The 21,354-nt window shown below is 67.4% G+C and carries 20 protein-coding genes; 3 read left to right on the forward strand and 17 right to left on the reverse strand.

Annotated elements, in window-relative coordinates:
• Positions 1-708: a ribulose-phosphate 3-epimerase gene (gene rpe / locus GT590_RS06165; RefSeq protein WP_114519649.1), complete on the reverse strand. Its 708-nt coding sequence runs from the start codon at positions 706-708 to the stop codon at positions 1-3.
• A gap of 172 nt (positions 709-880) precedes the next feature.
• On the opposite strand from rpe, the gene GT590_RS06170 reads away from it, so the two are divergent.
• Both GT590_RS06170 and GT590_RS06175 read left to right on the forward strand, forming a co-directional pair.
• On the forward strand, positions 881-1,360 hold the full coding sequence (locus tag GT590_RS06170; protein WP_009304530.1) for a methylated-DNA--[protein]-cysteine S-methyltransferase: 480 nt from the start codon (positions 881-883) through the stop codon (positions 1,358-1,360).
• A gap of 52 nt (positions 1,361-1,412) precedes the next feature.
• Complete coding sequence (locus tag GT590_RS06175) at positions 1,413-3,422, forward strand: NAD(P)H-hydrate epimerase (protein WP_114519648.1); 2,010 nt, start codon at positions 1,413-1,415, stop codon at positions 3,420-3,422.
• 285 nt (positions 3,423-3,707) lie between these two features.
• Here the strand turns inward: GT590_RS06175 and GT590_RS06180 are convergent, their stop codons facing one another.
• The 13 genes from GT590_RS06180 to GT590_RS06240 all read right to left on the reverse strand — a co-directional run bounded on the left by GT590_RS06180 (position 3,708) and on the right by GT590_RS06240 (position 16,396).
• Positions 3,708-4,709, reverse strand: coding sequence for an NAD(P)H-dependent glycerol-3-phosphate dehydrogenase (locus tag GT590_RS06180; RefSeq protein ID WP_114519647.1), 1,002 nt, complete (start codon positions 4,707-4,709; stop codon positions 3,708-3,710).
• A gap of 9 nt (positions 4,710-4,718) precedes the next feature.
• Positions 4,719-5,387 (reverse strand): glycerol-3-phosphate 1-O-acyltransferase PlsY, encoded by a 669-nt coding sequence (gene plsY / locus GT590_RS06185; protein WP_114519646.1) that lies wholly within the window; start codon positions 5,385-5,387, stop codon positions 4,719-4,721.
• 6 nt (positions 5,388-5,393) lie between these two features.
• Positions 5,394-6,710 carry a ribosome biogenesis GTPase Der gene (gene der, locus GT590_RS06190; protein ID WP_009304535.1) on the reverse strand — a complete coding sequence of 439 codons (1,317 nt, stop codon included), beginning with the start codon at positions 6,708-6,710 and terminating at the stop codon, positions 5,394-5,396.
• 34 nt (positions 6,711-6,744) lie between these two features.
• The gene (locus tag GT590_RS06195) at positions 6,745-8,205 is read right to left on the reverse strand and encodes a DUF512 domain-containing protein (RefSeq protein WP_227100876.1); all 1,461 of its coding nucleotides are present in this window, start codon (positions 8,203-8,205) and stop codon (positions 6,745-6,747) included.
• Positions 8,202-9,038, reverse strand: a complete 837-nt coding sequence (gene ispH / locus GT590_RS06200) for a 4-hydroxy-3-methylbut-2-enyl diphosphate reductase (RefSeq protein ID WP_086414638.1) — start codon at positions 9,036-9,038, stop codon at positions 8,202-8,204. Before ispH ends, GT590_RS06195 begins: the two co-directional genes overlap by 4 nt.
• Positions 9,035-9,910 (reverse strand): 1-acyl-sn-glycerol-3-phosphate acyltransferase, encoded by an 876-nt coding sequence (locus GT590_RS06205; protein WP_086414639.1) that lies wholly within the window; start codon positions 9,908-9,910, stop codon positions 9,035-9,037. The genes ispH and GT590_RS06205 overlap by 4 nt, the downstream gene beginning before the upstream one ends.
• Positions 9,907-10,584, reverse strand: coding sequence for a (d)CMP kinase (cmk, locus tag GT590_RS06210; RefSeq protein WP_009304539.1), 678 nt, complete (start codon positions 10,582-10,584; stop codon positions 9,907-9,909). Before cmk ends, GT590_RS06205 begins: the two co-directional genes overlap by 4 nt.
• Positions 10,581-11,909: a 3-phosphoshikimate 1-carboxyvinyltransferase gene (gene aroA / locus GT590_RS06215; RefSeq protein WP_009608319.1), complete on the reverse strand. Its 1,329-nt coding sequence runs from the start codon at positions 11,907-11,909 to the stop codon at positions 10,581-10,583. Before aroA ends, cmk begins: the two co-directional genes overlap by 4 nt.
• Positions 11,899-13,071, reverse strand: coding sequence for a prephenate dehydrogenase/arogenate dehydrogenase family protein (locus GT590_RS06220; protein ID WP_114519643.1), 1,173 nt, complete (start codon positions 13,069-13,071; stop codon positions 11,899-11,901). Before GT590_RS06220 ends, aroA begins: the two co-directional genes overlap by 11 nt.
• Before the next feature lie 87 nt (positions 13,072-13,158).
• The gene (locus GT590_RS06225) at positions 13,159-14,016 is read right to left on the reverse strand and encodes a pseudouridine synthase (RefSeq protein ID WP_114557368.1); all 858 of its coding nucleotides are present in this window, start codon (positions 14,014-14,016) and stop codon (positions 13,159-13,161) included.
• A gap of 83 nt (positions 14,017-14,099) precedes the next feature.
• Entirely contained in the window at positions 14,100-14,909 is an 810-nt protein-coding gene (gene scpB / locus GT590_RS06230; RefSeq protein WP_086414640.1) for an SMC-Scp complex subunit ScpB, read from the reverse strand.
• A gap of 5 nt (positions 14,910-14,914) precedes the next feature.
• Positions 14,915-15,706 carry a ScpA family protein gene (locus GT590_RS06235; protein ID WP_009304544.1) on the reverse strand — a complete coding sequence of 264 codons (792 nt, stop codon included), beginning with the start codon at positions 15,704-15,706 and terminating at the stop codon, positions 14,915-14,917.
• Positions 15,707-15,718: 12 nt separating this feature from the next.
• Positions 15,719-16,396 (reverse strand): site-2 protease family protein, encoded by a 678-nt coding sequence (locus GT590_RS06240; RefSeq protein ID WP_009304545.1) that lies wholly within the window; start codon positions 16,394-16,396, stop codon positions 15,719-15,721.
• Positions 16,397-16,716: 320 nt separating this feature from the next.
• Between GT590_RS06240 and GT590_RS06245 the strand changes: the two genes are divergently transcribed.
• Positions 16,717-17,499 (forward strand): glucose 1-dehydrogenase, encoded by a 783-nt coding sequence (locus tag GT590_RS06245; protein WP_161170954.1) that lies wholly within the window; start codon positions 16,717-16,719, stop codon positions 17,497-17,499.
• A gap of 82 nt (positions 17,500-17,581) precedes the next feature.
• Here the strand turns inward: GT590_RS06245 and serC are convergent, their stop codons facing one another.
• From serC to abc-f, 3 genes are all read right to left on the reverse strand, one after another.
• Positions 17,582-18,661 carry a 3-phosphoserine/phosphohydroxythreonine transaminase gene (gene serC / locus GT590_RS06250; RefSeq protein WP_009304547.1) on the reverse strand — a complete coding sequence of 360 codons (1,080 nt, stop codon included), beginning with the start codon at positions 18,659-18,661 and terminating at the stop codon, positions 17,582-17,584.
• A 129-nt stretch (positions 18,662-18,790) separates the two neighbouring features.
• A complete protein-coding gene (locus GT590_RS06255; RefSeq protein ID WP_015760523.1) occupies positions 18,791-19,261 on the reverse strand; it encodes a tRNA (cytidine(34)-2'-O)-methyltransferase in 471 nt (156 codons plus the stop codon).
• Positions 19,258-21,330: a ribosomal protection-like ABC-F family protein gene (abc-f, locus tag GT590_RS06260; RefSeq protein WP_161170955.1), complete on the reverse strand. Its 2,073-nt coding sequence runs from the start codon at positions 21,328-21,330 to the stop codon at positions 19,258-19,260. The genes GT590_RS06255 and abc-f overlap by 4 nt, the downstream gene beginning before the upstream one ends.
• Positions 21,331-21,354 lie beyond the last annotated feature (24 nt).

A 21,354-nucleotide genomic window follows, 5' to 3' on the forward strand; every position in this document is an offset into this window, starting at 1 on the left:
TTACGCCTCCTTCGACACGGCCAGCGCCGCCAGGCGCGCCTCCTCGGCCGCCGCCTGCACCGCCGCGAGCGCGGCGGCAGGATCCTCGGCCGCGAAAACGGCGTTTCCGCACACGAGCACGTCGGCTCCGGCTGCGGCCACGATAGGAGCCGTGACCTCCCCGATGCCGCCGTCCACCTGGATGAGCGGAGAGGCGCCCACCGCACGCGCCATCTCGGCGATGCGCGCCACCTTAGCCTCGCTGCCCTCGATGTAGCTCTGCCCGGAGAATCCCGGCTCTACGCTCATGACCAGCACCATGTCCAGATCGGCAAGCACCGGCGCCAGCGCGCCGACCGCCGTGCGGGGCTTGACGCTGACGGCCGCCTTCGCCCCCGCCGCATGAATGGCCGCGACGGCGCGCGCCAGCCCGTCGGCGTTGAGCGCCTCGGCGTGCACGGTCACCGAGTCCGCTCCTGCATCGAGGAACCAAGGCAGCTGCTCCAGCGGGTTCGCTATCATGAGATGCACGTCGAGCGGCAGCCTCGTGGCCTTCTTCAGCTGCTTGACGACGGGCACGCCCATCGTGAGGTTCGGCACGAAATGGCCGTCCATGACGTCGACGTGGACGTATCCTGCGCCCGCCTTCTCGATCAGCTCGATGTCGCGACCGAGATGCATGAAGTCGGCCGACAGGATGGATGGCGCTATTTTCACCGGTTCGAACATGCTCGTGTCCTTCCTCATCGTCGTTGCGCCCATTCTAGCGCAAGGTCCGCTCCCGCTGCGACGTTGCCCCGAGCGATGGAGGAAAACAACATGATGACGGCGAGGGGCCGACCGCCTCCCCGCGATGCGGCGCGCTGCATTATAATGGGATTCCCCTCTGGAAGAAGGCTCCATGGCTGCACGCGTTGGCACGCATTACGCATATCGGACGCCGCACGGCCTCGTCACCATCGCCACGAGCGATCGCGGCGTCACCCGGGTCGTCTTCGGCGACGCACCGCTTCCGGGCGAGCGACGCCCGAGCGAGCTGGCGAACCGCACGGCCACCGAGCTGCTGGAGTACTTCGCCGGAAAAAGACGCGCGTTCGACGTGCCCTTGGCACCCGCAGGCACCCCGTTCCAACTGGCCGTGTGGCGCGAGCTGGAACGCATCCCTTACGGGGAGACGCTCACCACCGCCGACGTCGCCGCCCTTCTGGACAAGCCGTCGTCGTACCGCGCGGTGGGCAACGCCGTGCACAAGAACCCGCTGGCGGTGCTCGTGCCCGATCACCGCATCGTGGGAGCAGGCGGCGCGCCCCTCGGCGCGAACGCACGGCTGCGCGGCGCGCTGTTGGCCTTGGAGCGCGCGAGCGCGGGCGAAGGCAGCTGACCTCTCCCCCGCTTCCCGCTTCCCGACCTATACCCGAAAGGCGCTTGCCCGCATGAACGTCTACGTCTCCAACATCCTGTTCGCCGCGCTCTCGTTTCCGCTGATCGCCTTCTTCATCACCCTTCCCTACATGATCTACCAGTACCGCAGGTTCGGCTCCATACCCTGGCTGCGCACGCTCGTGGTGTACTCGTTCGCGTTCTACCTCTTATGCGCGTACTTCCTCGTGCTGCTGCCGTTGCCCGAAGACCGCTCGGCCGTCGTGCCCTACGCGCAGACGCCGCAGCTCGTGCCGTTCAACTTCGTGCACGGGTTCCTGGCCGAAACGACGTTCTCGCCGAGCGATCCGTCCACCTGGCTGGCCGCGCTGCGCGACCCGTACGTCTACGAGGCGTTCTTCAACGTGCTGCTGCTGGTGCCGCTGGGCATGTACCTGCGCTACTATTTCCGCCGCACGTGGTGGCAGACGCTCGCCATCGGTTTTCTGGTGACGCTGTCGTTCGAGACGACCCAGCTCACCGGGCTCTGGGGCCTCTACGAGCATCCGTACCGCCTGTTCGACGTCGACGACCTCATGCTGAACACGCTGGGAGCGATGATCGGATTCTGGACGGTTGGGCCCGCGATGCGCGTGCTGCCCGACATCCGGCTCGTGAACGAGGAGGCGCGCGAGGCGGGCATGCGCGCCAGCGTGACGAAGCGCGCGCTGTCGTTCTTCATCGATCTGGCGATCGCCCTGGCTGCGGCCGGGGCGGCGACGGCCGCAGCCGAAGCGCTGGGCGCTCGCGCAGCCGTCGAGGCCGCCGGCGCGAGCTGGGGCACGGCGGTGCAGGCCGCGGACGCGGTATCGTTCGCAGCGTTCTTCGCGCTGGCTCCCGCACTCACCCGCGGGCAGACGCTGGCGCAGAAGCTGCTGAGGCTGCGCATCGTGAGGACGGACGCGACCCCGGCGCGCTGGTACCAGTACCTCGCACGTTACGGGCTGTTGGCGTTGTTCGGCTGGGCGCCGTTCGCGCTGCTGTTCGGCGTGCTGGATCTCGACGCGGCACAGGTCGGCGAGATGAACGCCCTTGCGGCGTTCGCCGCCGAGCACCGGGCGGCCGTCGTGGGGGCGTGGACGGCCTTCATGACGGCCTGGGCCGTGTCGCTGGCCGTGCGCGCCGCGCGAGCCGGCGCGAGGAAGCGGCCGTTCGTCATGCTGAACGGCGTGCTGTCGGGAACGCGCGTCATGACGGAGGCCGGCGTGGAGCTGGCGCGCGAGCGCCGCGGCGTGCTCGACGTCGACGAGGTGGCCGCGCTCGAGCGTGCCGTGGCCGAGGACGGCACGCCCCTTGCCGAGCTCATGGACCGGGCGGGGCGTGCCGTGGCCGACGAGGTGCGCGCCTGGGTGCCCGACCCGGCGCCGGTCGTGGTGCTTTCGGGATCGGGCAACAACGGCGGCGACGGGTGGGTGGCGGCCCGCGTGCTGGCGGAGGCCGGCTACCCCGTGACGCTGGTCGCCCCCGACCTGGCCGAGCGCCTGCATGCTGAACCGGCGCGTTCCACGGCGCTGGAAACGTTCGCCCGAGCCGCCGAGGACTGCCTTCCGCTGTCCGTGCTCATCGCGCCCGACGCCGACGTGCTGGCCGATGCCGTCGACGAAGCCGAGGCCGTGGTGGACGCGCTGCTGGGCACCGGTTTCTCCGGCGGCGAGGTACGCGAGCCGTACGCCGGGTGGATACGGGCCGCCAACCGCCGGCGCTTCGAGGGGAAGCGCGGCAAGGGCCGCGGGCGGCATCGCAAGCGCACGCACGAGCGAGGCGAGCACGAACGGCCGCGGCGCTCGCTGCCTGCGAAGGCCAAGGACGCCCCGTTCGCCGTGGCTGCAGACGTCCCCAGCGGCCTCTCGGCGCAAACCGGAGCCGCGGCGCGGCCGACGTTCGCCGCCGATGCTACCGTGACGATGCTCGCCTACAAGCCGGGCCTCGTCGCTTCCGCGGGCGCCCCATGGGTCGGCGCCGTGAAGCTGGCGAAGCTCGGCGTGGACGCGTCGAAGTACTTGGAAGCCGAAGAGCGGGCGTAAAAAAGCCTCCCTTGGGTTGGGGGGACCCGAGGGAGGCTATGCAGTGCGCACAGAGGAGAAGGGGGAAGGTGCGCATGCTCACGGCCCGTCGAAGGTTTGAGAGAGTGAGAGAGAGGGGGGGGGGTTCACACGAGAGACGAGACGACGGGCGCTCGGATAGATTGTCAAAGCCGCCCTTTCGGTTGGCAAGGACTAGAGTACCCGCGCTGCGGCCGTGCGACAATACGCTCGCGCGTTCGGTGAACCCCCGGTCAACGCCTTGTTGCCTCGGCGTGGATTGACGCGCTAGAGCCCGTAGAACTCGGTGGTGAGCGGACGGTTGGTGAGGGTCTTGGCCACATCGTGAGGGTCGGCGCCCTCCCAGGCGATGCTGCGCACGACGTCGGTGATGGGAAGCTCCACGTCGTAGCAGTCGGCCAGGGTCTTGAGCGTCTTGCACGCGAGCGCCCCTTCGGCGACCATGTGCGTCTGCGCGGCGAACTCCTCGAGCGTGCCGCCTTCGGCCAGAAGCTTGCCGAAACGACGGTTGCGCGAATGCTCGGAGGTGCACGTGGCCACGAGGTCGCCCGTGCCGGCCAGCCCCATGCAGGTGATGGCCTGCCCGCCGCAGCGCACGACGAGGCGGCTCATCTCGGCCAAGCCGCGCGTCATGAGCATGGCAGCCGTGTTGTCGCCGTACCCCAGGCCGTAGGACACGCCCACGGCGATGGCTATCACGTTCTTGAACGCCGCGCACAGCTCCACGCCGCACACGTCGTCGCTGACGTAGGTGCGGAACGTCTCGGACGCGAACAGCTGCTGGAAGAACGCTGCAGTCTCCTCGTTGGAGCTGGCGATGACGGTGCCCGACGGGATGCCCCGGATAACCTCCGCGGCGAAATTCGGCCCCGACAGCACGGCCAGGCGGCTCGCGTTGCCCATCTCGGCCTCGAACACCTCCACGGGCAGCAGGCCGCTTCCCTCCTCGACGCCCTTCGAGCAGATGATCACCGGGAAATCGTCGTCCACCGCCTCGGCCAGCACGCCGGCCACGTCGCGCATGACGCTCGACGGCGTCACGATGACGGCGGCCTGCGCGCCCGCCAAGGCCTCCTCGTAGGAGGTCGTGGCCACGATGCACCAGGAAAGCTCCACCTCGCTCAGGTAGCGCGGGTTCGCATGCGAGGCGTTGACGGCCTCCACCACCTCGGGCTTGCGGGCCCACAGCCCCACCTCGTTGCCGTTGCATGCCAGCAGCTGCGCGAGTGCCGTCCCCCACGACCCCGCCCCGATAACCGCGATCTTCATGTGAGCTCCCTACGCTTCCTTCTTCTTGCCCTTGTCGCCGATCCTGCTTTCGGTGCCGGCTCGCAGACGCTTGATGTTCTCGCGGTGCGCCCAGACCACGGTCAGGCCCGCGACGGTGCAGAACAGCCAGGCCAGCCAATCGCCCCAGAAGAAGTACAGCGCGAAGAACGGGCAGGCCGCAGCCGCCGCGATGGAGCCAATGGACACGCGCTTCGTGGTTGCAACCAGCACGATGAAGATGAGCAGCTCGAGGCAGGCGCCGATCCAACCGAACGTCACGAACAGGCAGCCCACGGCCACCGCGATGCCCTTGCCGCCCTTGAAGCCCAGCCACGGGCAGAAGATATGCCCCCACACGCAGCCGAGGAACGCCACGGCCAGCATGGTGTCGTACGTGACCAGCGCACCGGGTTCGAAGCCGCCCCCTGGCAGGAACCACGAGCTGAACGCCCAGGCCAGAACGCCTGACAGCAGACCCTTGCCGAAGTCCAGAACGAACACGGCGTAGCCGCCTACCTTGCCCATCGTGCGGATGGCGTTGGTGGTGCCGATATTGCCGCTGCCGTGCTCGCGCAGGTCGGTATGGTAGAACACCTTCGAGATGATCAGCCCGAAGGGAATGGATCCCAACAGAAACGCGGCGACGAACAGGCCGGCCGCAACCAGCAAATCCCCCATGGTCCTTTAATCCTTCTTCTTGAACTTGATCCTGATGGGCGTACCCACGAGCTCGAAGTTCTCGCGCAGACGGTTCTCGAGGTAGCGCTCGAAGTTGTCGTCCACGAGGTCGGGGCGGTTCGCGAAGAACGTGAACTGCGGCGGACACGTAGCCGTCTGCGTGACGTACTTCATGCGCAGCACCGCCTTGCCCTTGCTCACCGTGTGGCCGAACTCTCGGATGCCTGCGAGCCACGTGTTCAGGCGGTTCGTGGGGATGGTCTGACTGTAGTTCTCATAGGCCGCGTTCACGGCGTCCCAGATGCGATCGACCTTCTTGCCCGTGAGCGCCGAGATGGCGATGACCGGAGCATAGCCTACGAACGTGAGACGGTCGGCGATGCGCTCGCGGATCTCGGCCTTCGCCTCAGGCCCCTCGATGAGATCCCATTTGTTCAGCACGATGACCATGGCGCAGCCGCGCTCGGCCGCGAAACCGGCGACGCGTTGATCCTGATCGGTGAGGCCCAGCGTGGAGTCTATGACCAGCAGCGCAACGTTGGCGCGGTCGATGGCTCGCATGGCGCGCACGAAGCCGTAGTACTCCACGTCCTCGTCGATCTGGCTCTTGCGGCGCAGGCCCGCGGTATCCACGATGGTGTAGCGCTGGCCGTCGTGGACGATATGGGTGTCGATGGCGTCGCGCGTGGTGCCCGCCACGTCGGAGACGATGGAGCGGTCGTTGGCGGTGAGCTTGTTCGTGAGCGACGACTTGCCGGCGTTCGGGCGGCCGATGATGGCCACGTTGATGCCGTCTTCCTCGTCGGCGTCGGCGGGCAGGTCCACCTTCTTCAGCTCGTTCACGACCTCGTCCAAGAGGTCGCCCGTCCCGTGGCCGTGCATGGCCGAGACCGGCCACGGATCGCCCAGGCCTAGCTGGTAGAACTCCCACACCTCGTCCATGCGGTTCGGGGTGTCCAGCTTGTTCACCACGAGGAACACGGGCTTGGACGTCTTGCGCAGGATGCGCGCAACGGCCTCGTCGTCGGCGTTGACCCCGGTCTTGCCGTCCACGAGGAACAGGATGACGTCCGCCTCGTTCGCGCCGGCCAGCGCTTGATTGCGGATGGAGCCCTGGAAGGCGTCGTCATCGCCCATCTCGATGCCGCCGGTATCGATGAGCTTGAAGTCGACGCCGTTCCAGTCGGCCTCATGGTAGGAGCGGTCGCGCGTGACGCCGCGCATCTCGTGGACGATGGCCTCGTCGGCCTGGGCTATGCGGTTGACGAAGGTGGACTTGCCGACGTTCGGCCGTCCGACCACCGCGACGATGGGTAAAGGCATATTGCTACCTCGCAGATTGCTTCGATTGATGCGGTCAGGAGGTCGGATCGGTTCGTCCGACCAGGTGGATGATCTCGAGGAGATAATCCGATGCGTTACAGGATACCACGGACATGCGCGCGCCCGCCCGCTTTTCCATATCCTCCAAACTCATGTCATCGAGCGTTACCGCGTCGTCGTTGAACACGACGCGCGGGATGAGCGCCAGCTGCAAGCCGCGCTCGCGCTCGGCACGCACGGCATCGGCCATGTCGCAGCCGCATAGAAGCCCCGTCACGTCCACGTTGCCGCCGAAGAACTCGTTCTTCACGAACAGCGGGATCAGCAGCCCCTTGAGCGGGCTCGCATCGATGAGCGGGCCCAGGAAGTGGCGCGTCGCGCAGCCGGCCACGTAGTGGACGCGCGCGTCGGCGGCGCGCAGAGCCGCGGCGCAACGCTCGACGAGCCCCGCGCGCTCTGCCCTTTTCCAGTCGTCAACGAACGAGCAGATGATGCCCACGCCGTCCTCGAACATGCCGAAGTCGCCGTAGTGCTCCGACGGCGGCAGGTTCCGCAACAGCTCGGGGCCGTAGGCGTTATGGTAGAACTCGTCGGCCGGGAAGGCCCACATGCTGCCGCGCTCGGCCAGAGCGCGCCGCTGGAACGGAATGACGAGGTCCATCACCGCGCGCGACGACACGGGGTCGTTGAAGCTGCGGTCGAAGACGCTCTGGTGCTTCGTGAATCCCAGCGGCACGATGCACACGTCGAGAATGCCGGGGCGCGCGTACGCCCAGGCAAGCGTGTCTTCCAGCACGGCGCCGTCGTTCTGGTCGGGCACGAGCACGATCTGGGCGTGGAACTCGATGCCCGCTTCCAGCAGCCGCTCCAGCACGTCGATGCCGTGCTGCGCGTGCTTGCCGATCATGCGTCGGCGCACCTCCGGATCCGCCACGTGCAGCGACAGGCGCAGAGGCGATATGCGCTGCTCGACGATGCGCCGTTCGTCTTCGGGCTTCAGGTTGGTGAACGTGACGAAGGTGCCCGCGAGAAAGCTCAGGCGAAAATCGTCGTCGCGCAAGGTGAGCGAGGAGCGCATATCGTCGGGCAGCTGGCGCATGAAACAGAACGTGCAGGCGTTGCGGCATTGCCTCACGCCGTCGAACACGACGCCTTCGAACTCGAAGCCCCAGTCCTCGCCCTCCTCGCGCTCCAGTTCCACGACGCCCTCGTCGCCGTCGAGATCGACGTAGCCCAGCTCCATGACGTCGTCGGCCGCAAGCCAGCGCCAGTCGATGAGGTCGCGCACGGGCCTGCCGTCCACCGTGGTCACGTAGCAACCGGGCTCGAACCCCGCGTCGTCGGCCGGGCTGCCGGGCGCGACGGCGCTCACGAGCGCCCGCGGCGCCTCGCACCGCGCGCCGCATCCGCCGCGCTGCCTGGCCGCCGCCTCGCGATCGATATCGCCCGACGGGTACACCGGCGGCATCGGACGCGCTCCGGCATCCGCGCTCACAGCGCCTCCAGACGCTCCACGATGGCGGCTATCTGGTCTTCGGGAGTGGAGGCTCCGGCGGTGACGCCGACGCTCTCGCAGCCGACGAACCAGGAGGGATCCAGCTCCTCGGGCGCCTCCACGTGGTGGGTGCGCGGGCACGCGGCGGCGCAGATGTCGGCCAGGCGCGTGGTGTTCGACGAGTTGCGGCCGCCGATGACCACGATGGCGTCCACCTCGTCGGCGAGCGCCGCGGCCGATTCCTGGCGCTGGCGCGTAGCGAAGCAGATGGTGTTCTTCACCTCGGGCCGGATGCCGCGCGCGGCGAGCGCCTCGACCACCGCGTCCAGCGCCTCGCGGGTTTGCGTCGTCTGCACGACGATGCCCACCGGCGCCTCGATGCTCGCAGGCAGGTCGCCCGGGGCGGCGACCACGAACACCTCGCCCCCCGCTTCGCGCGCGTAGGCTACGAGGCCTTCCACCTCGGGATGGCCCTCCTCCCCCACCACCACGACGCGGCCGCAGCGGCGTGCGAGATCGGCGGCGGCCTTCTGCGCGCGGGCGACGTGCGGGCACGTGGCGTCGATGAGGGGCAGATCGCGTTCTTCCACCGCCCGGCGCACCGCGGGGGTCACGCCGTGACTGCGGATGATCACCGAGCCGCGCTCGACGTTCTCGGGGCCGTCGACCGCGCGGATGCCGCGCGCCGCCAGTTCGGCCACCACCTGCGGATTGTGGATGAGCGGACCCAACGTGGATGCGCCCTCGCCGCTGGCGCTGGCCTCGACGGCCATGTCGAGCGCGCGCTGCACGCCGTAGCACGCCCCGGCGTAGCTTGCCTTCACCACTCTCATGCGACCTCCTGAACCTTCGCCGCCTTCGCCGCCTTCGCGGCTGCCTTGGCCTCGATGCCGGCGACGACCTCGGCCGTCGTATGATGCGGGACGGGATGCTCGGCGAACACGGCCGTGAAGTCCTTGCCGCCGGGGAACAGCGCCGGCATGTCCACCTGCTCGCGCGGCACGTTCAGCGACAGCGCGAAGCACTCGCGCATGGCGTACCACGAGCAGCCGTCCAAGCGGTCTTCCTTCGGCAGGAAGTCGAAGTCCTCGACGAGGACGGGGTTGCCGTACTCGATGGTGATCTTCGGGAAACGGAAGCGCTCGCCCTTGTGCTTCACGTGCTCGGCGTTGCGCACGGTCATGGGAAGGATGGGCGCGTGCCCCATCTTCGCGATGAACGCGGCTCCCGAGTGCAGCTCGGGCGTGCGATCGCTTTTGCCGCGACGGGTTCCCTCGGGCATGATCCCCACGATCTCGTTGCTCTTCAGCATGCGCGTGGCGCGCTTGATGGCGGTGCGGTCGGCCGCGTCGCGCTTGATGGGAAACGCGCCCACGCGCGACAGCACCTGGCCCACCAGGCCGTGCGCGTTGCCGAACAGGTTCTCGCGTCCGAGGAAGCGCACCCACTGCGAGGGCCGTCCGGCCAGGTACATGAACGCCACGTCGAGGAACGACGTATGGTTGCCGACGACCACCACCCCGGTCTTGTCCTTGAAACCGCGCAAACTCTCGCGGTGGTCGACCCGGTAGCGGAAGCAGATCTTGAACACGAAAGCCAAGAAGCCCCAGATGAGGTTGCCGGCCCAGTGCGGCACCTGCTTCTCGTCGGACGTGCCGCCCAGCGGCATGTCCCACATCTTCTCGTACGGGAGGAACAGGCTCATCGCGCGCCCTTCTCGCGGGCGAGCGCGCAAATGTCCTCGATGACCTCTTCGATGTAGCGGCCGGTGGAATCCAGGCGCACGGCATCGTCGGCCGGGCGCAAAGGCGAGGTGGCGCGCGAGGAGTCCTGATCATCGCGACGGCGGATGTCGGTGAGCACCTCGTCGTAGTCGACGGAGCCCACGCCGCGGTCGACGTTCTGGCGCACGCGGCGATGCGCGCGCTCCTCAGCCGATGCGGTGAGGAACACCTTCACCGGAGCCTCGGGGAACACGGTGGTGCCGATGTCGCGGCCCTCCACCACGTAGTCGCCCGCGCGGCCGATGCGCTGCTGCTGCTCAACGAGCGCCGCGCGCACGGAGGGCGCGGCCGACACGGGGCTCACGGCGCGGTCGATCTCGGCCGTGCGGATGGCATCGGTCACGTCGATGCCGCCGATGGAAACGCGGCGCGGAACCGGCTCGCCCTCCTCGTGCGCGAAGGCGATGTCGTGGGCGCGTGCGAGGCGGCCGAGCGCTTCGTCGTCGTCGAAGGGAACCCCGTCCTGCAACGCCCGCCAGGCGACGGCGCGGTACATCGCGCCCGTGTCGAGGCAGGAGAAGCCCAGCTCGCGGGCGACGGCCTTCGCGACCGTGGACTTGCCGGCCCCGCTGGGGCCGTCGATGGCAATGATCATCGTGCCAACCTTTCGATATCGGTGAGGAACTGCGGATAGCTGATTTTCACGGAGTCGAAGTTCTCCACTTCGACGGGAGCGTTGCCGCACAGGCCGGCGAGCGCCCAGGTCATGGCCAGACGGTGGTCGTTCTTCGAGTCGAATGCGGCGCCGACGGGCACTTGCAAGCCCGGCTGGCCTTCCACGAACAGGTCGTTGCCGTCGATCCACGCGTCCACGCCGAGAGTCTCAAGCCCCTCCACGATGGCGGCCAGGCGGTCGGTCTCTTTCACGCGCAACTCGCTGACCTCGCGGAACACGGTGACGCCGCGCGCGTGAGCCGCCACGAGCGCCAACACCGGCACTTCGTCGACGATGGTGGCGATCTTGTCGGCTGGCACCTCGCACCCATGCAGGTTCGGCGTGTAGCACGCCGAAACGATGCCGTAGGGCTCCTTGCCCGCCGCTCCCGTGTGACGCACGCTGATATCGGCGCCCATGCGCTCGAGCGTGCGCGTGAATCCGATGCGCGCGGTGTTCAAGCTGACGTTCTCCACCTGGATGGAGCTGTCGGGCTTCAACACGGCAGCGCAGACGAGGAACGCCGCCGAAGACGGATCGCCCGGCACCTGCACCTCGCAGGCCCGAAGCGCAGCGGGACCCGTCACGCTGGCCGTGCGGTCGGCCGCTGTGGTGGTCACGCCGAATTCGGGCAGCATGAGCTCGGTATGGTTGCGCGAGGGCGAGGGCTCGTTGAGCGTCGTCGTGCCCCGCGCATACACGCCGGCCAGCAGCACCGCGGTTTTGAGCTGGGCCGACGCCATGGGGGCGTCGTAGGTTATCGCGCGCAGGCCCTCGGAGCCGCACACCGTGAGCGGCAGCGTCTCGCGCCCTTCGGGCTCGAAGCGCGCGCCCATCTTCATGAGCGGCGCGGTGATGCGGCGCATGGGACGGCGCTGTAGCGAGTCGTCGCCCGTCAGCTCCACGCGCACGTTCCACGGCGCCAGCACGCCCATGAGCAGGCGCACCGTGGTGCCGGAGTTGCCGCAGTCGATGGGAGCCTCGGGCTGCGAGGGGCCGGCGGCGCCCCACCCCGTGACGCCTCCCGCCAAGCTGCCGTCGGGCTGCTTCTCGAGCGACACCTGCGCGCCCAGCTGGCCTACGGCCCTGATGGACGAGCGCACGTCCTCGGAGTCGAGCACGCCCGAAAGCCGCGAGGTGCCCTCGGCCATGGCGGCGAACAGCACGGCGCGGTGCGATATGGACTTGTCGCCCGGGACCGAGGCCGAGCCGCGCAGGGGCGCCGGCAGCGGGTTGACGACGGTGGCGTTTGCTTCATGCGACATGGGTATGCTCCTTTGCCGTCAAGGGACTGAACGATACTGAAAATCCTGCGTTGATGAGCTGGGCGGACAGCTGGCCGATATCACCCTCGTCGGTGAGCACGAGGCTGAGCACGGCGCTGTCCTCCGTGACGTGGTCGATCTCGATGGATTGGATGTTGCACCCCACCGAGCTGGTGACGGTGGTCACCTCGGCCACGACGCCCGGACGGTCCTCCATGGGGATGCGCACTTCCAGCAGACGCTCCGTCGAGGGCACCCAGGCAGCCGGCAGCGCGCGGCGCGCGGCCGCCGCGTCGGCCAGCAGCACAGTGAGCGCGGCGCGGTCGTCGGATGCCAGCGCGTCGGCGAACGCGCCGATGATGCCCTGGATCTCGTCGAGCCCGTCGGACAGCGCGTCCTTGTTGTCGAAGGCGATGCCGCACCACAGCTCGGGCGAACCGGCCGCGATGCGCGTGGAGTCCTTGAAGCCTCCGGCGGCCAGGCGCATGAGCGCCTGCTGGTCGTCGGCGTGGCGGCTGGCCAGCTGCACGAGCGAGGACGCCATGATATGCGGCACGTGGCTGACCACGGCCACCGCCTCGTCGTGGTCCTCGCGCGGCAGCGCGATGACGCGCGCGCCGATGGAGGTGACCAGCTCGTGCAGGCGCGGGAAGTGCTCGGCGGGCGTGTCGGCGTCGGGACAGAGGATCCAGTGCGCGCCCTTGAACAGGTCGGGTCGCGCGCCTTCGATGCCGTTCACCTCGGAGCCGGCCATGGGATGCCCGGGCACGAAGTTCTCGGGATGCGGCAGGACGCGCTCGGCCAAAGCCGTGATGCGCGCCTTCGTGGAGGCGGTGTCCGTGACGATGCCGCGATAGTCCCACCGCGCGAGGTCTTCGAAGTAGCGCTCCGCCGCGCCGACGGGCGTGGCGAGCACCACAAGGTCGCAGCCGTCGCCGACGAAGCGTTCGAACGCAGGATCGTCCGGCAGCGCGCCGTCCGTGGCCCAGCCGCGCTCGACGGCTTCGGCCAGCGTGCGTTCGTCGATGTCGACAGCCAGCACCCGCGTGTCGGGATACGCCGCGCGCACAGCGGCGGCGAACGAGGCGCCCACCAGTCCGAAACCTACCACCGCTATACGGCGAAACGCCTGATCAGGTTGCGTTGTATGCTGGTGTGCCATGAAACGGGAGCGCCTTTCTAGCATAGGGGTTCATTCCGTGTTCCGCAGGCTCCCGCTGCGCGGTCTCCTGCGGGTTTCATTCTAGCATTATTCGGCACGTCCGATGGCCTGGTGGAGCGCCGCCACTTCTTCGGCATCGAGCGCGCGCCACGCCCCGCGCGGCAGATCGCCCAGATCGAGCGGGCCGAACGAATCGCGATGAAGCGCCAGCACCGGATGGCCGACGGCGGCCAGCATGCGCTTCACCTGGCGCTTGCGACCTTCGCGGATGCCCAAGCGCACGATAGAGCGCCGCGTCGCGCGCCCTTCGCACACGGCCGCATACTCCTTCGAGGAGCGCGGCGGCACGGCGGCGGGAATCTCCAGCAGACGCTCGGCATGGCGAGCCGCCCCGCCCTCCACCATGCGCACGTCGGCCGGCTGCGTCGGGCCGTCGTCCAGCTCGATGCCGCGCCGCAGAAGCGCCAGATCGCGCTCGGTCGGACGACCCTCGACGCAGGCCAGGTAGCGCTTCGTCACATGATGCTTCGGATGCAGCAGGCCGTTGCCCAGCTCGCCGTCGGTGGAGAACAGCAGCAGGCCCGTCGTATCGAAGTCCAGCCGCCCGATGGGGAACAGCCCCGGATAGCGCTCGGTCGGCACGAGCTCGGCCACGGTACGCCGTCCCTGCGGATCGGACATGGTGGTGACGAACCCGGCCGGCTTGTGCAACATGATGGTGACGGGCCCGTCGGCCAAGCGCACGACCGCGCCGTCCACCGCTACCTCGTCCACGAGCGGATCCACCTTGCTTCCCAGCTCGGTCACCACCTTGCCGTTCACGGTCACGCGCCCCGCCGTCATAAGGTTCTCCGACCCCCGCCGGCTAGCCGCCCCCGCCCGAGCAAGGAACTTCTGCAACCGCATGGGAACGATGCGGCTCTCGCAATCGGATACCTCTCCCATGTCGCTCACCTCCCGCCTCCGATCTTCGGAAACCCGTCGTTCGAGACGACGACGCAAGACGCACGGCGCCGAGCGCGGAAAGCCTACTCATCGTCCGTCTCGAACGTCAGGTTGTCGAAGTCGATCTTCTCCACGAGGCCGAACCCGCTGGCCATAGCCTCGGCGAGCATCTGCTGAGCCGCGTCGGAGGCTGCTTCCTCGCGCGGACTTTCCGCGATGCTCCCCGGTCCTTCGTCGTCCAGCTCGAAGCGCACGCCGTCCAGAGGATCGGCCTCATCGCCGTCCAGGCGCGCGTCATCGGCGACAAACGCGTCCTCGCGCGTTGCGCTCAGGCGCTCGCGTATGAACGCGCGCGTGTCGTCGTCGGGCGCGAACTGGTCGAGGTCGGGCAGGTCGGCCGTCGAGCGCAGGCCGAACTTCTCCAAGAACGCGCGCGTGGTGGCGTAGAGCGTGGGGTTGCCGGGCGCGTCGGCTACGCCCGCCTCGCGCACGAGCCCCTTCTCAACGAGCGAGTTGATGGAGCTGTCCGAGTTCACGCCGCGCACCGAGGCCACGCCCGAGCGCGTCACCGGCTGCAGGTACGCTACGATGGCAAGCGTCTCCATGGCCGCCTGCGACAGCTTGCGCGTGTCCCACGACAGCACGTAGCGCTCGATGAGCTCGTGGTAGGCGGGGTGCGTGTACAGCCGCCAGCCGCCGGCCACCTCGCGCAACTGGATGCCGCGGTTCTCGTCTTCCAGCTGATCCCGCAGCTCCACGAGCGCGCGTTCCGCCTGGCCAGGCTCCACCTCCAGCATGTCGGCCAACGCGATGGTGCCCACCGGCTCGTCCGTGACGAACAGCATGGCTTCGATCGCGCCCTTCAACTGGTTGTCCTGCAAGCCTTGGAACATGGATCCTACCCCTCCTCCACCGAGGTCAGCGAGTCATCGCCCGTGAGCACGAGCTCGCCCGACCCTTCGATGTAGCGTATGTCGATATCGCCGAACAGCTCGGCCTGCTCGATCTTCACCATGGCGCGCTTGTACAGCTCGAGCACAGCCAGGAACGTCACCACCACCACCGGCACCGGCGTGCGCTCGTCCACCAGTTCCGAGAAGCGCAGCGTCTTCTTGTTCTGGATGCGCTGGTGGATGGCACGCACGTGCACCTCCACGGGGATGGGCTTCGCAGCGATGTGCTCCGATTCCAGCAGGAACACGTCGCGGCGCGCGAAGGCGCGGGCGGCCAGCAGCGCCAGGCCGTCCATCGTGACGTCCTTCAGGTAGTCAGGCATGAGGTTCAGGAAGCACGCGTCGGGCCCGAACGGGCGCGGATGCATGCGTCCCTCGGACACGAAGCGCATGTGCAGCGCGCTGGCAGCGTTCTTGTACTGCTTGTAGGCCAGCAGGCGCTCAACGAGGATGTCGCGCGCCTCGCTTGGCGCCAGCTCCTCGAACTCTTCGGCCACCGCGTCGCGCTCGCGCGGCAGCAGGCTTTCGGCCTTGATCTCCAGCAGCGTGGAAGCCACCAACAGAAAGTCGCTTGCCACGTCGAGATCGAGGTTGTCCATGCGCGACACCTCGGCAAGGTACTGGTCGGCGATCTGCGTGATGGAGATAGCGCCGATATCCACCTTCTGCCGGCTAACCAGGTACAGCAAAAGGTCGAACGGCCCCTCGAAGCTGTCTATGCGAACCTTGTACGACATGGAGCCGCCCTGCTACCTGCCAAAGGAGAACAGCAGGTCGAACACGTTGCCGGCCGTCGCGTCCAGATAGATGCCGATAGGATTGAAATGCAGCACGTACGGCACGAGGAGCACCACGATGAGGAACACCGGCATCGCGTAGCGCTGCACTTTGTAATACTGCGGCAGATACTTCTGCGGCAGGAAGAACGCGAAGATGGACGAGCCGTCCAGCGGCGGGATGGGCAGCAGGTTGAAGAACATGAGGTACAGGTTGATGAGCGAAAACATGGGAAGGAACAACGTGAGGAAGTAGTAGAAGACGTCGTTCTGCGCCAGCGCGCTCACCGGCAGCACGAGCATGACGAGCGTGTACACGACTGCGCCCAGGACGGCCAGCACGAGGTTGGCCGCAGGCCCGGCGAGGCCCACGATGAGGTCGCCCTTGCGCGGGTCCTTGAAGTAGGCTGGGTTGTACGGCACCGGCTTCGCGTAGCCGAACACCGGCATGTTCATGGCCATGAGCAGAAGCGGCATGATGACCGTGCCGAAGGGGTCGATGTGCTTGAGCGGGTTGAACGACAGCCGTCCCGCGCGCTTGGCCGTGGGATCGCCCAGCTTGTAGGCGGCGAAGCCGTGGCACGCCTCGTGGCACACGATGGCGGGCACGAAGCTCAGAATGGAGCATATGAGGTAGGGTATCGAAATCATAGTGCGATCAGTCTACCGCAACCGCAGAGGGCGACATGCGCCGGGAGGGAAACTTCACAAGGAGCGAACGCCGCGAAGCCGGACTCGGCATGCGGAAACGCATCTTCGCTCCAAAAACACGCCTCAGTCTCCGAGGCGTGTTTTTGGAGCGAAGATGCCCGGCGCCAGCGCCGCTGGAAAACGTTTTCGCGCCGCTCGTGTCGCGCGAGCCCCGCGTTCAGCGCCGAACAGGCCTTTCGCCGCGGAACCGGTTCAGCGCGACCCGGCGCGCATGGTACGCTTCGTGCATGATTTCCCGATCGCGAAAAGGAGCCATCGCCATGTCAGAAGCACGCCACAACCCCGTTCTCGCAGGTCAGACCGCCGTCATCACCGGAGGCGCTTCCGGCATCGGCAAGAGCATCGTCCAACGCTTCCTGGAGGCGGGCGCAAGCTGTCTGGCCGCCGACCTCAACGAGGAGGCTCTCGCCGCGCTCAAGCAGGAGCTGGCCGAGTACGGAGACAAGCTGGACGTCGTCAAGGTGGACGTGTCGAGCCGAGACGACGTGGAGGGCATGGTCGACCGCGCCGTCCAGACGTTCGGGCAGATGGACATCATCGTGAACAACGCCGGCATCATGGACAACCTGCTGCCCATCGCCGAGATGGACGACGACGTATGGGAGCGTCTCATGAAGGTGAACCTGAACAGCGTCATGTACGGCACGCGCAAAGCCGTCCGCTACTTCATGGAGCGCGGCGAAGGCGGCGTCATCATCAACACCGCGTCGCTGTCGGGCCTGTGCGCCGGACGAGGAGGCTGCGCCTACACGGCCTCGAAATTCGCCGTGGTGGGCCTGACGAAGAACGTGGCGTTCATGTACGCCGACACCGGCATCCGCTGCAACGCCATCTGCCCCGGCAACACGCAGACCAACATCGGCGTCGGGATGCGCCAGCCCAGCGAGCGCGGCATGGCGAAGGCGACGACCGGCTACGCCGGCGCCACCCGCTCCGGCACCCCCGAGGAGATTTCCGCCGCCGCGGTGTTCCTGGCCTCCGACCAGGCCGGCTTCATCAACGGCGAGACCCTCACCATCGACGGCGGCTGGAGCGCGTACTAGGAGCCCCGGTCCACCATCGCCCCAATGAGAAGCGGCCGGCCGACGGCCGGGCGCTTCGTCGATCGCAGGCGGTTCGCGCCGCCTACGCGTTCTCGCGCTCGAACTCGCCCATGAACTTCACGAGGGCCTCGACGCCTTCGCGGGGCATGGCGTTGTAGATGCTGGCGCGCATGCCGCCCACGCTGCGGTGGCCCTTGATGCTCTCGATGCCGACCTTCTTCGCTTCGGCGACGAACTTCGCGTCCAGCTCGTCGCTTCCGGTGACGAACGGCACGTTCATGATGGAGCGGTCCTCTTTGCGCGCGGTGCCCTTGAACAGCGCGCTCTGGTCGAGGAAGTCATACAGAAGCTGCGCCTTCTCAACGTTGCGCTCTTTCATGGCCTCGAGGCCGCCCTGGGCCTTCAGCCACTGGAACACCTTGCCGCACATGTAGATGCCGTACGCAGGCGGGGTGTTGTACAGGCTCTTCGCGTCGACATGCGTGTCGTAGCGCAGCATGGTGGGCGTGCCGGGCAAAGGCTCGGACACGAGGTCGTCGCGGATGATGACGATAGTCACGCCGGCCGGGCCCACGTTCTTCTGAACGCCGCCGTAGATGAGGCCGTACTTCGACACGTCCATGGGCTCGGACAGGAAGCACGACGACACGTCGGCCACCAGCGGTTTTCCGTTCGTGTTGGGCAGCTCGTGGTACACGGTGCCGTAGATGGTCTCGTTCTGGCAGATGTAGACGTAGTCGGCGTCGTCGGACAGCTGGAGGGCGCGCACGTCGGGCACGTAGCTGAAGTTCTCGTCCTCGGAGGAGGCGACGCAGCGGGCATCGCCGAAGATCTTCGCTTCCTTGAACGCCTTCTTCGACCACGAGCCGCTGACGATGTAGTCGGCCACCTTGTTCTTCATGAGGTTCATGGGGATCATCGCGAACTGCGTGGACGCGCCGCCCTGTAGGAACAGCACGCGGTAGTTGTCGGGAATGTCCATGAGGTCGCGGATGTCCTGCTCGGCGGCCTCCATGATGGCGGCGAAGGGCTTGGAGCGATGGCTCATCTCCATGACGGACATGCCGCAACCGCGGTAGTCGAGCATCTCGTCAGCGGCTTCGCGCAGCACCTCCTCGGGCAGAACGGCGGGACCGGCGGAGAAGTTGTACACTCGAGCCATGGGAACGACCTCCTTGATACGTGACGCAGACAATGCGGTCAAGTATACACGCGTTCCACGTCCTCCGCGCGCTTTATCTTGCTAAAGCGCGAAAATGCCCGCTTGGACGGCTGGGTCAACCTGCAGCTCCTACCCCAGTCCCGGCCATCCTTGCTGGCGCAGGGCTTCGTAGGCGGCCACCGCCACGGCGTTGGACAGGTTGAGGCTGCGCAGGCCCTCGCGCATGGGGATGCGCACGCAGCGGTTCGCGTGCGCCTCGATGAGGCCGAGGGGCAGGCCCCGGCTCTCGCGGCCGAACACGAGGAAGGATCCCTCCCCGTACGCCACGTCGCCGAACCCTCGACAGGCCTGCCCGGTGAACAGGTGCAGCTCGTCGGCTGCATGAGCCTCGAAGAACGCCTCGGCGCACGGCCATCGCACGATATCCACCTCGTCCCAGTAGTCGCAGCCCGCACGCGCGAGGTTCTTCTGCGTCAGGCGAAATCCCATGGGCTCTACGAGGTGCAGCCGCGCTCCCGTGCAGGCGCACGTGCGCGCGATGTTGCCCGTGTTCTGCGGGATCTCCGGCTCCACCAGCACGATGTTCAAAGGCCGCGTCACAGCTGCTCCGCCTGCCTCGCCATCTCTTCCTCCAGCTCCTCGGTGAGCAGGAACCACTCCTCCTCGGCGGCGGCCAGGCGCTGCTTGAGCTTGGCGTGCTCGGCCACGGCGTCAGACGAGACGTCCTCGTTGATGTAGAAGGTAGGGTCGGCCATGAGCTCCAGCAGCTCGGCCATGCGCGCGTTGTCGCGCTCCATCTGCTTGTCCAGCTCGGCGATTCGCTTGCGATGGTTCTTGAGCGCGGCGTAGGCGCGGTTGCGAGCTTCAGCCTCGCGGCGCTTCTGCTCCTTGGTCTTGGGCGAACTCGCGCGCGGCGCCGTGAGCTCGGCTTGGGACCCGCTCGCCGCAGCCGGAGTCTTCGCAACCGCCTTCCCTTTCGCACCCTTGGCGTCCTTGCCCTTCCCCGCAGCCTTCGCTTTGGGGCCTTCGTCCAGCATCTCGTCCACAAGCGACGGGCCGCTAGGGCCGTCCCCGTCCAGCTGTCCGCTCTTGAACAGGTAGTAGTCGTAGTCGCCGTCGTAGTTCGTCGCGCGCCTGGGCTCGATCTCCACGATGCGGTTCGCCACCCCGCGGATGAGGTGACGGTCGTGCGTGATGAAGAGTATCGTGCCCTCGAACACCTTGAGCGCCTGCTCCAGGATGTCGGCGCTGGCGATGTCGAGATGGTTCGTCGGCTCGTCGAGGCACAGAAGCGGCCGCGGGGCCACCAGCATCTTCGCCAGCGCGAGGCGGCTCTTCTCGCCACCGGACAGCACGCTCACCTTCTTGTCCACCGCATCGCCCGTGAACAGGAACGCGCCCAGCAGCGTGCGCACCTGCGAGACGCTCCAGCCCGGCGCCACGCGGTCGAGCTCTTCGAACACGGTGTTGCCGGGATGCAGCTCCTCCAGCTGGTGCTGCGCGTAGTAGGTCTTCGACACGTGCACGCCGTACTCGATAGTGCCCGCATCGGGCTCGATGGCGCCCGCGATCATCTTGAGCAGCGTCGACTTGCCCGCGCCGTTGGGGCCCACAAGCGCGATCTTGTCGCCGCGGTACATGGTGAAGTCGAAGCCGTCGTACACGGCCTTGTCGCCGTAGCGCTTCACGAGGCCGCGGGCGCGCACCACCTCGTCGCCCGTGCGCGGCGGCTGCTTGAAGTTGAACTTGACGGTTTTCTTCTCCTCGGGAAGCTCGATGCGCTTGATCTTCTCGAGCTTCTTCACGCGGTCCTGCACCTGCTTGGACTTCGTGGCCTTGTAGCGGAACTTCTCGATGAACGCCTCCATATGGGCGATCTCCTCGGCCTGCTTCGCCGCCTCGGCGCGCAGGCGTTCCAGGCGCTCCTCGCGCGTTTTGAGGTAGGCCGAGTAGTTGCCCTTGTACAGGTTCACCTGGCCGTTGTCCACCTCGGCCACGCGGTCCACCATGTTGTCCATGAACGCGCGGTCATGGCTGACCACGATGACCGTGCCCGCGTAGCCGCGCAAAAAGCCCTCGAGCCACCTCACGCTCTCCAGGTCGAGGTGGTTGGTGGGCTCGTCGAGCAGCAGCACCTCGGGGTTGCGGATGAGCAGCTTCGCCAGCGCGATGCGCATCTGCCATCCGCCCGAGAACTCGGTGGTGCAGCGCGCGAGGTCGTCTTCCTTGAAGCCCAGGCCGAACATGACGCTGCGCACCTTCGCCTCGATGGTGTAGCCGCCCAGCACCTCGTAGGCGTCGCGGGCGCGCCCGGCGGCGGCAAGCTGCTGCGGCGTGGGGGCCTCGCCCAGCTCGGCTTCCAGCTTGTGCAGGCGGCGCTCGGCTTCCAGCACCTCCACCTGCGAGGACATGACTTCCTCGAAGATGGGTTGGTCGGCCATCTCGATGGCCTCCTGCTCGAGGTAGCCCACGCGCGCGCCCTTCGCGAACAGCACCCGGCCCTCGTCGGGATCCTCGGCGCCCGAGATGATGTTGAGCATGGTGGTCTTGCCGGCGCCGTTCGGGCCCACGAGCGCCAGGCGCTCGTATTCTTCCAGGCGGAACGTCACGTCGTGGAAGAGCTGGCGCCCTCCGAACGACTTCGAGATATGTTCGAGCTGCATGATCATGGTGCGTGCGCGCTTTCTGCTTGC

Source organism: Eggerthella sp. BIOML-A1, assembly GCF_009875595.1.
In the GTDB taxonomy this organism is placed as follows: domain Bacteria; phylum Actinomycetota; class Coriobacteriia; order Coriobacteriales; family Eggerthellaceae; genus Eggerthella; species Eggerthella lenta.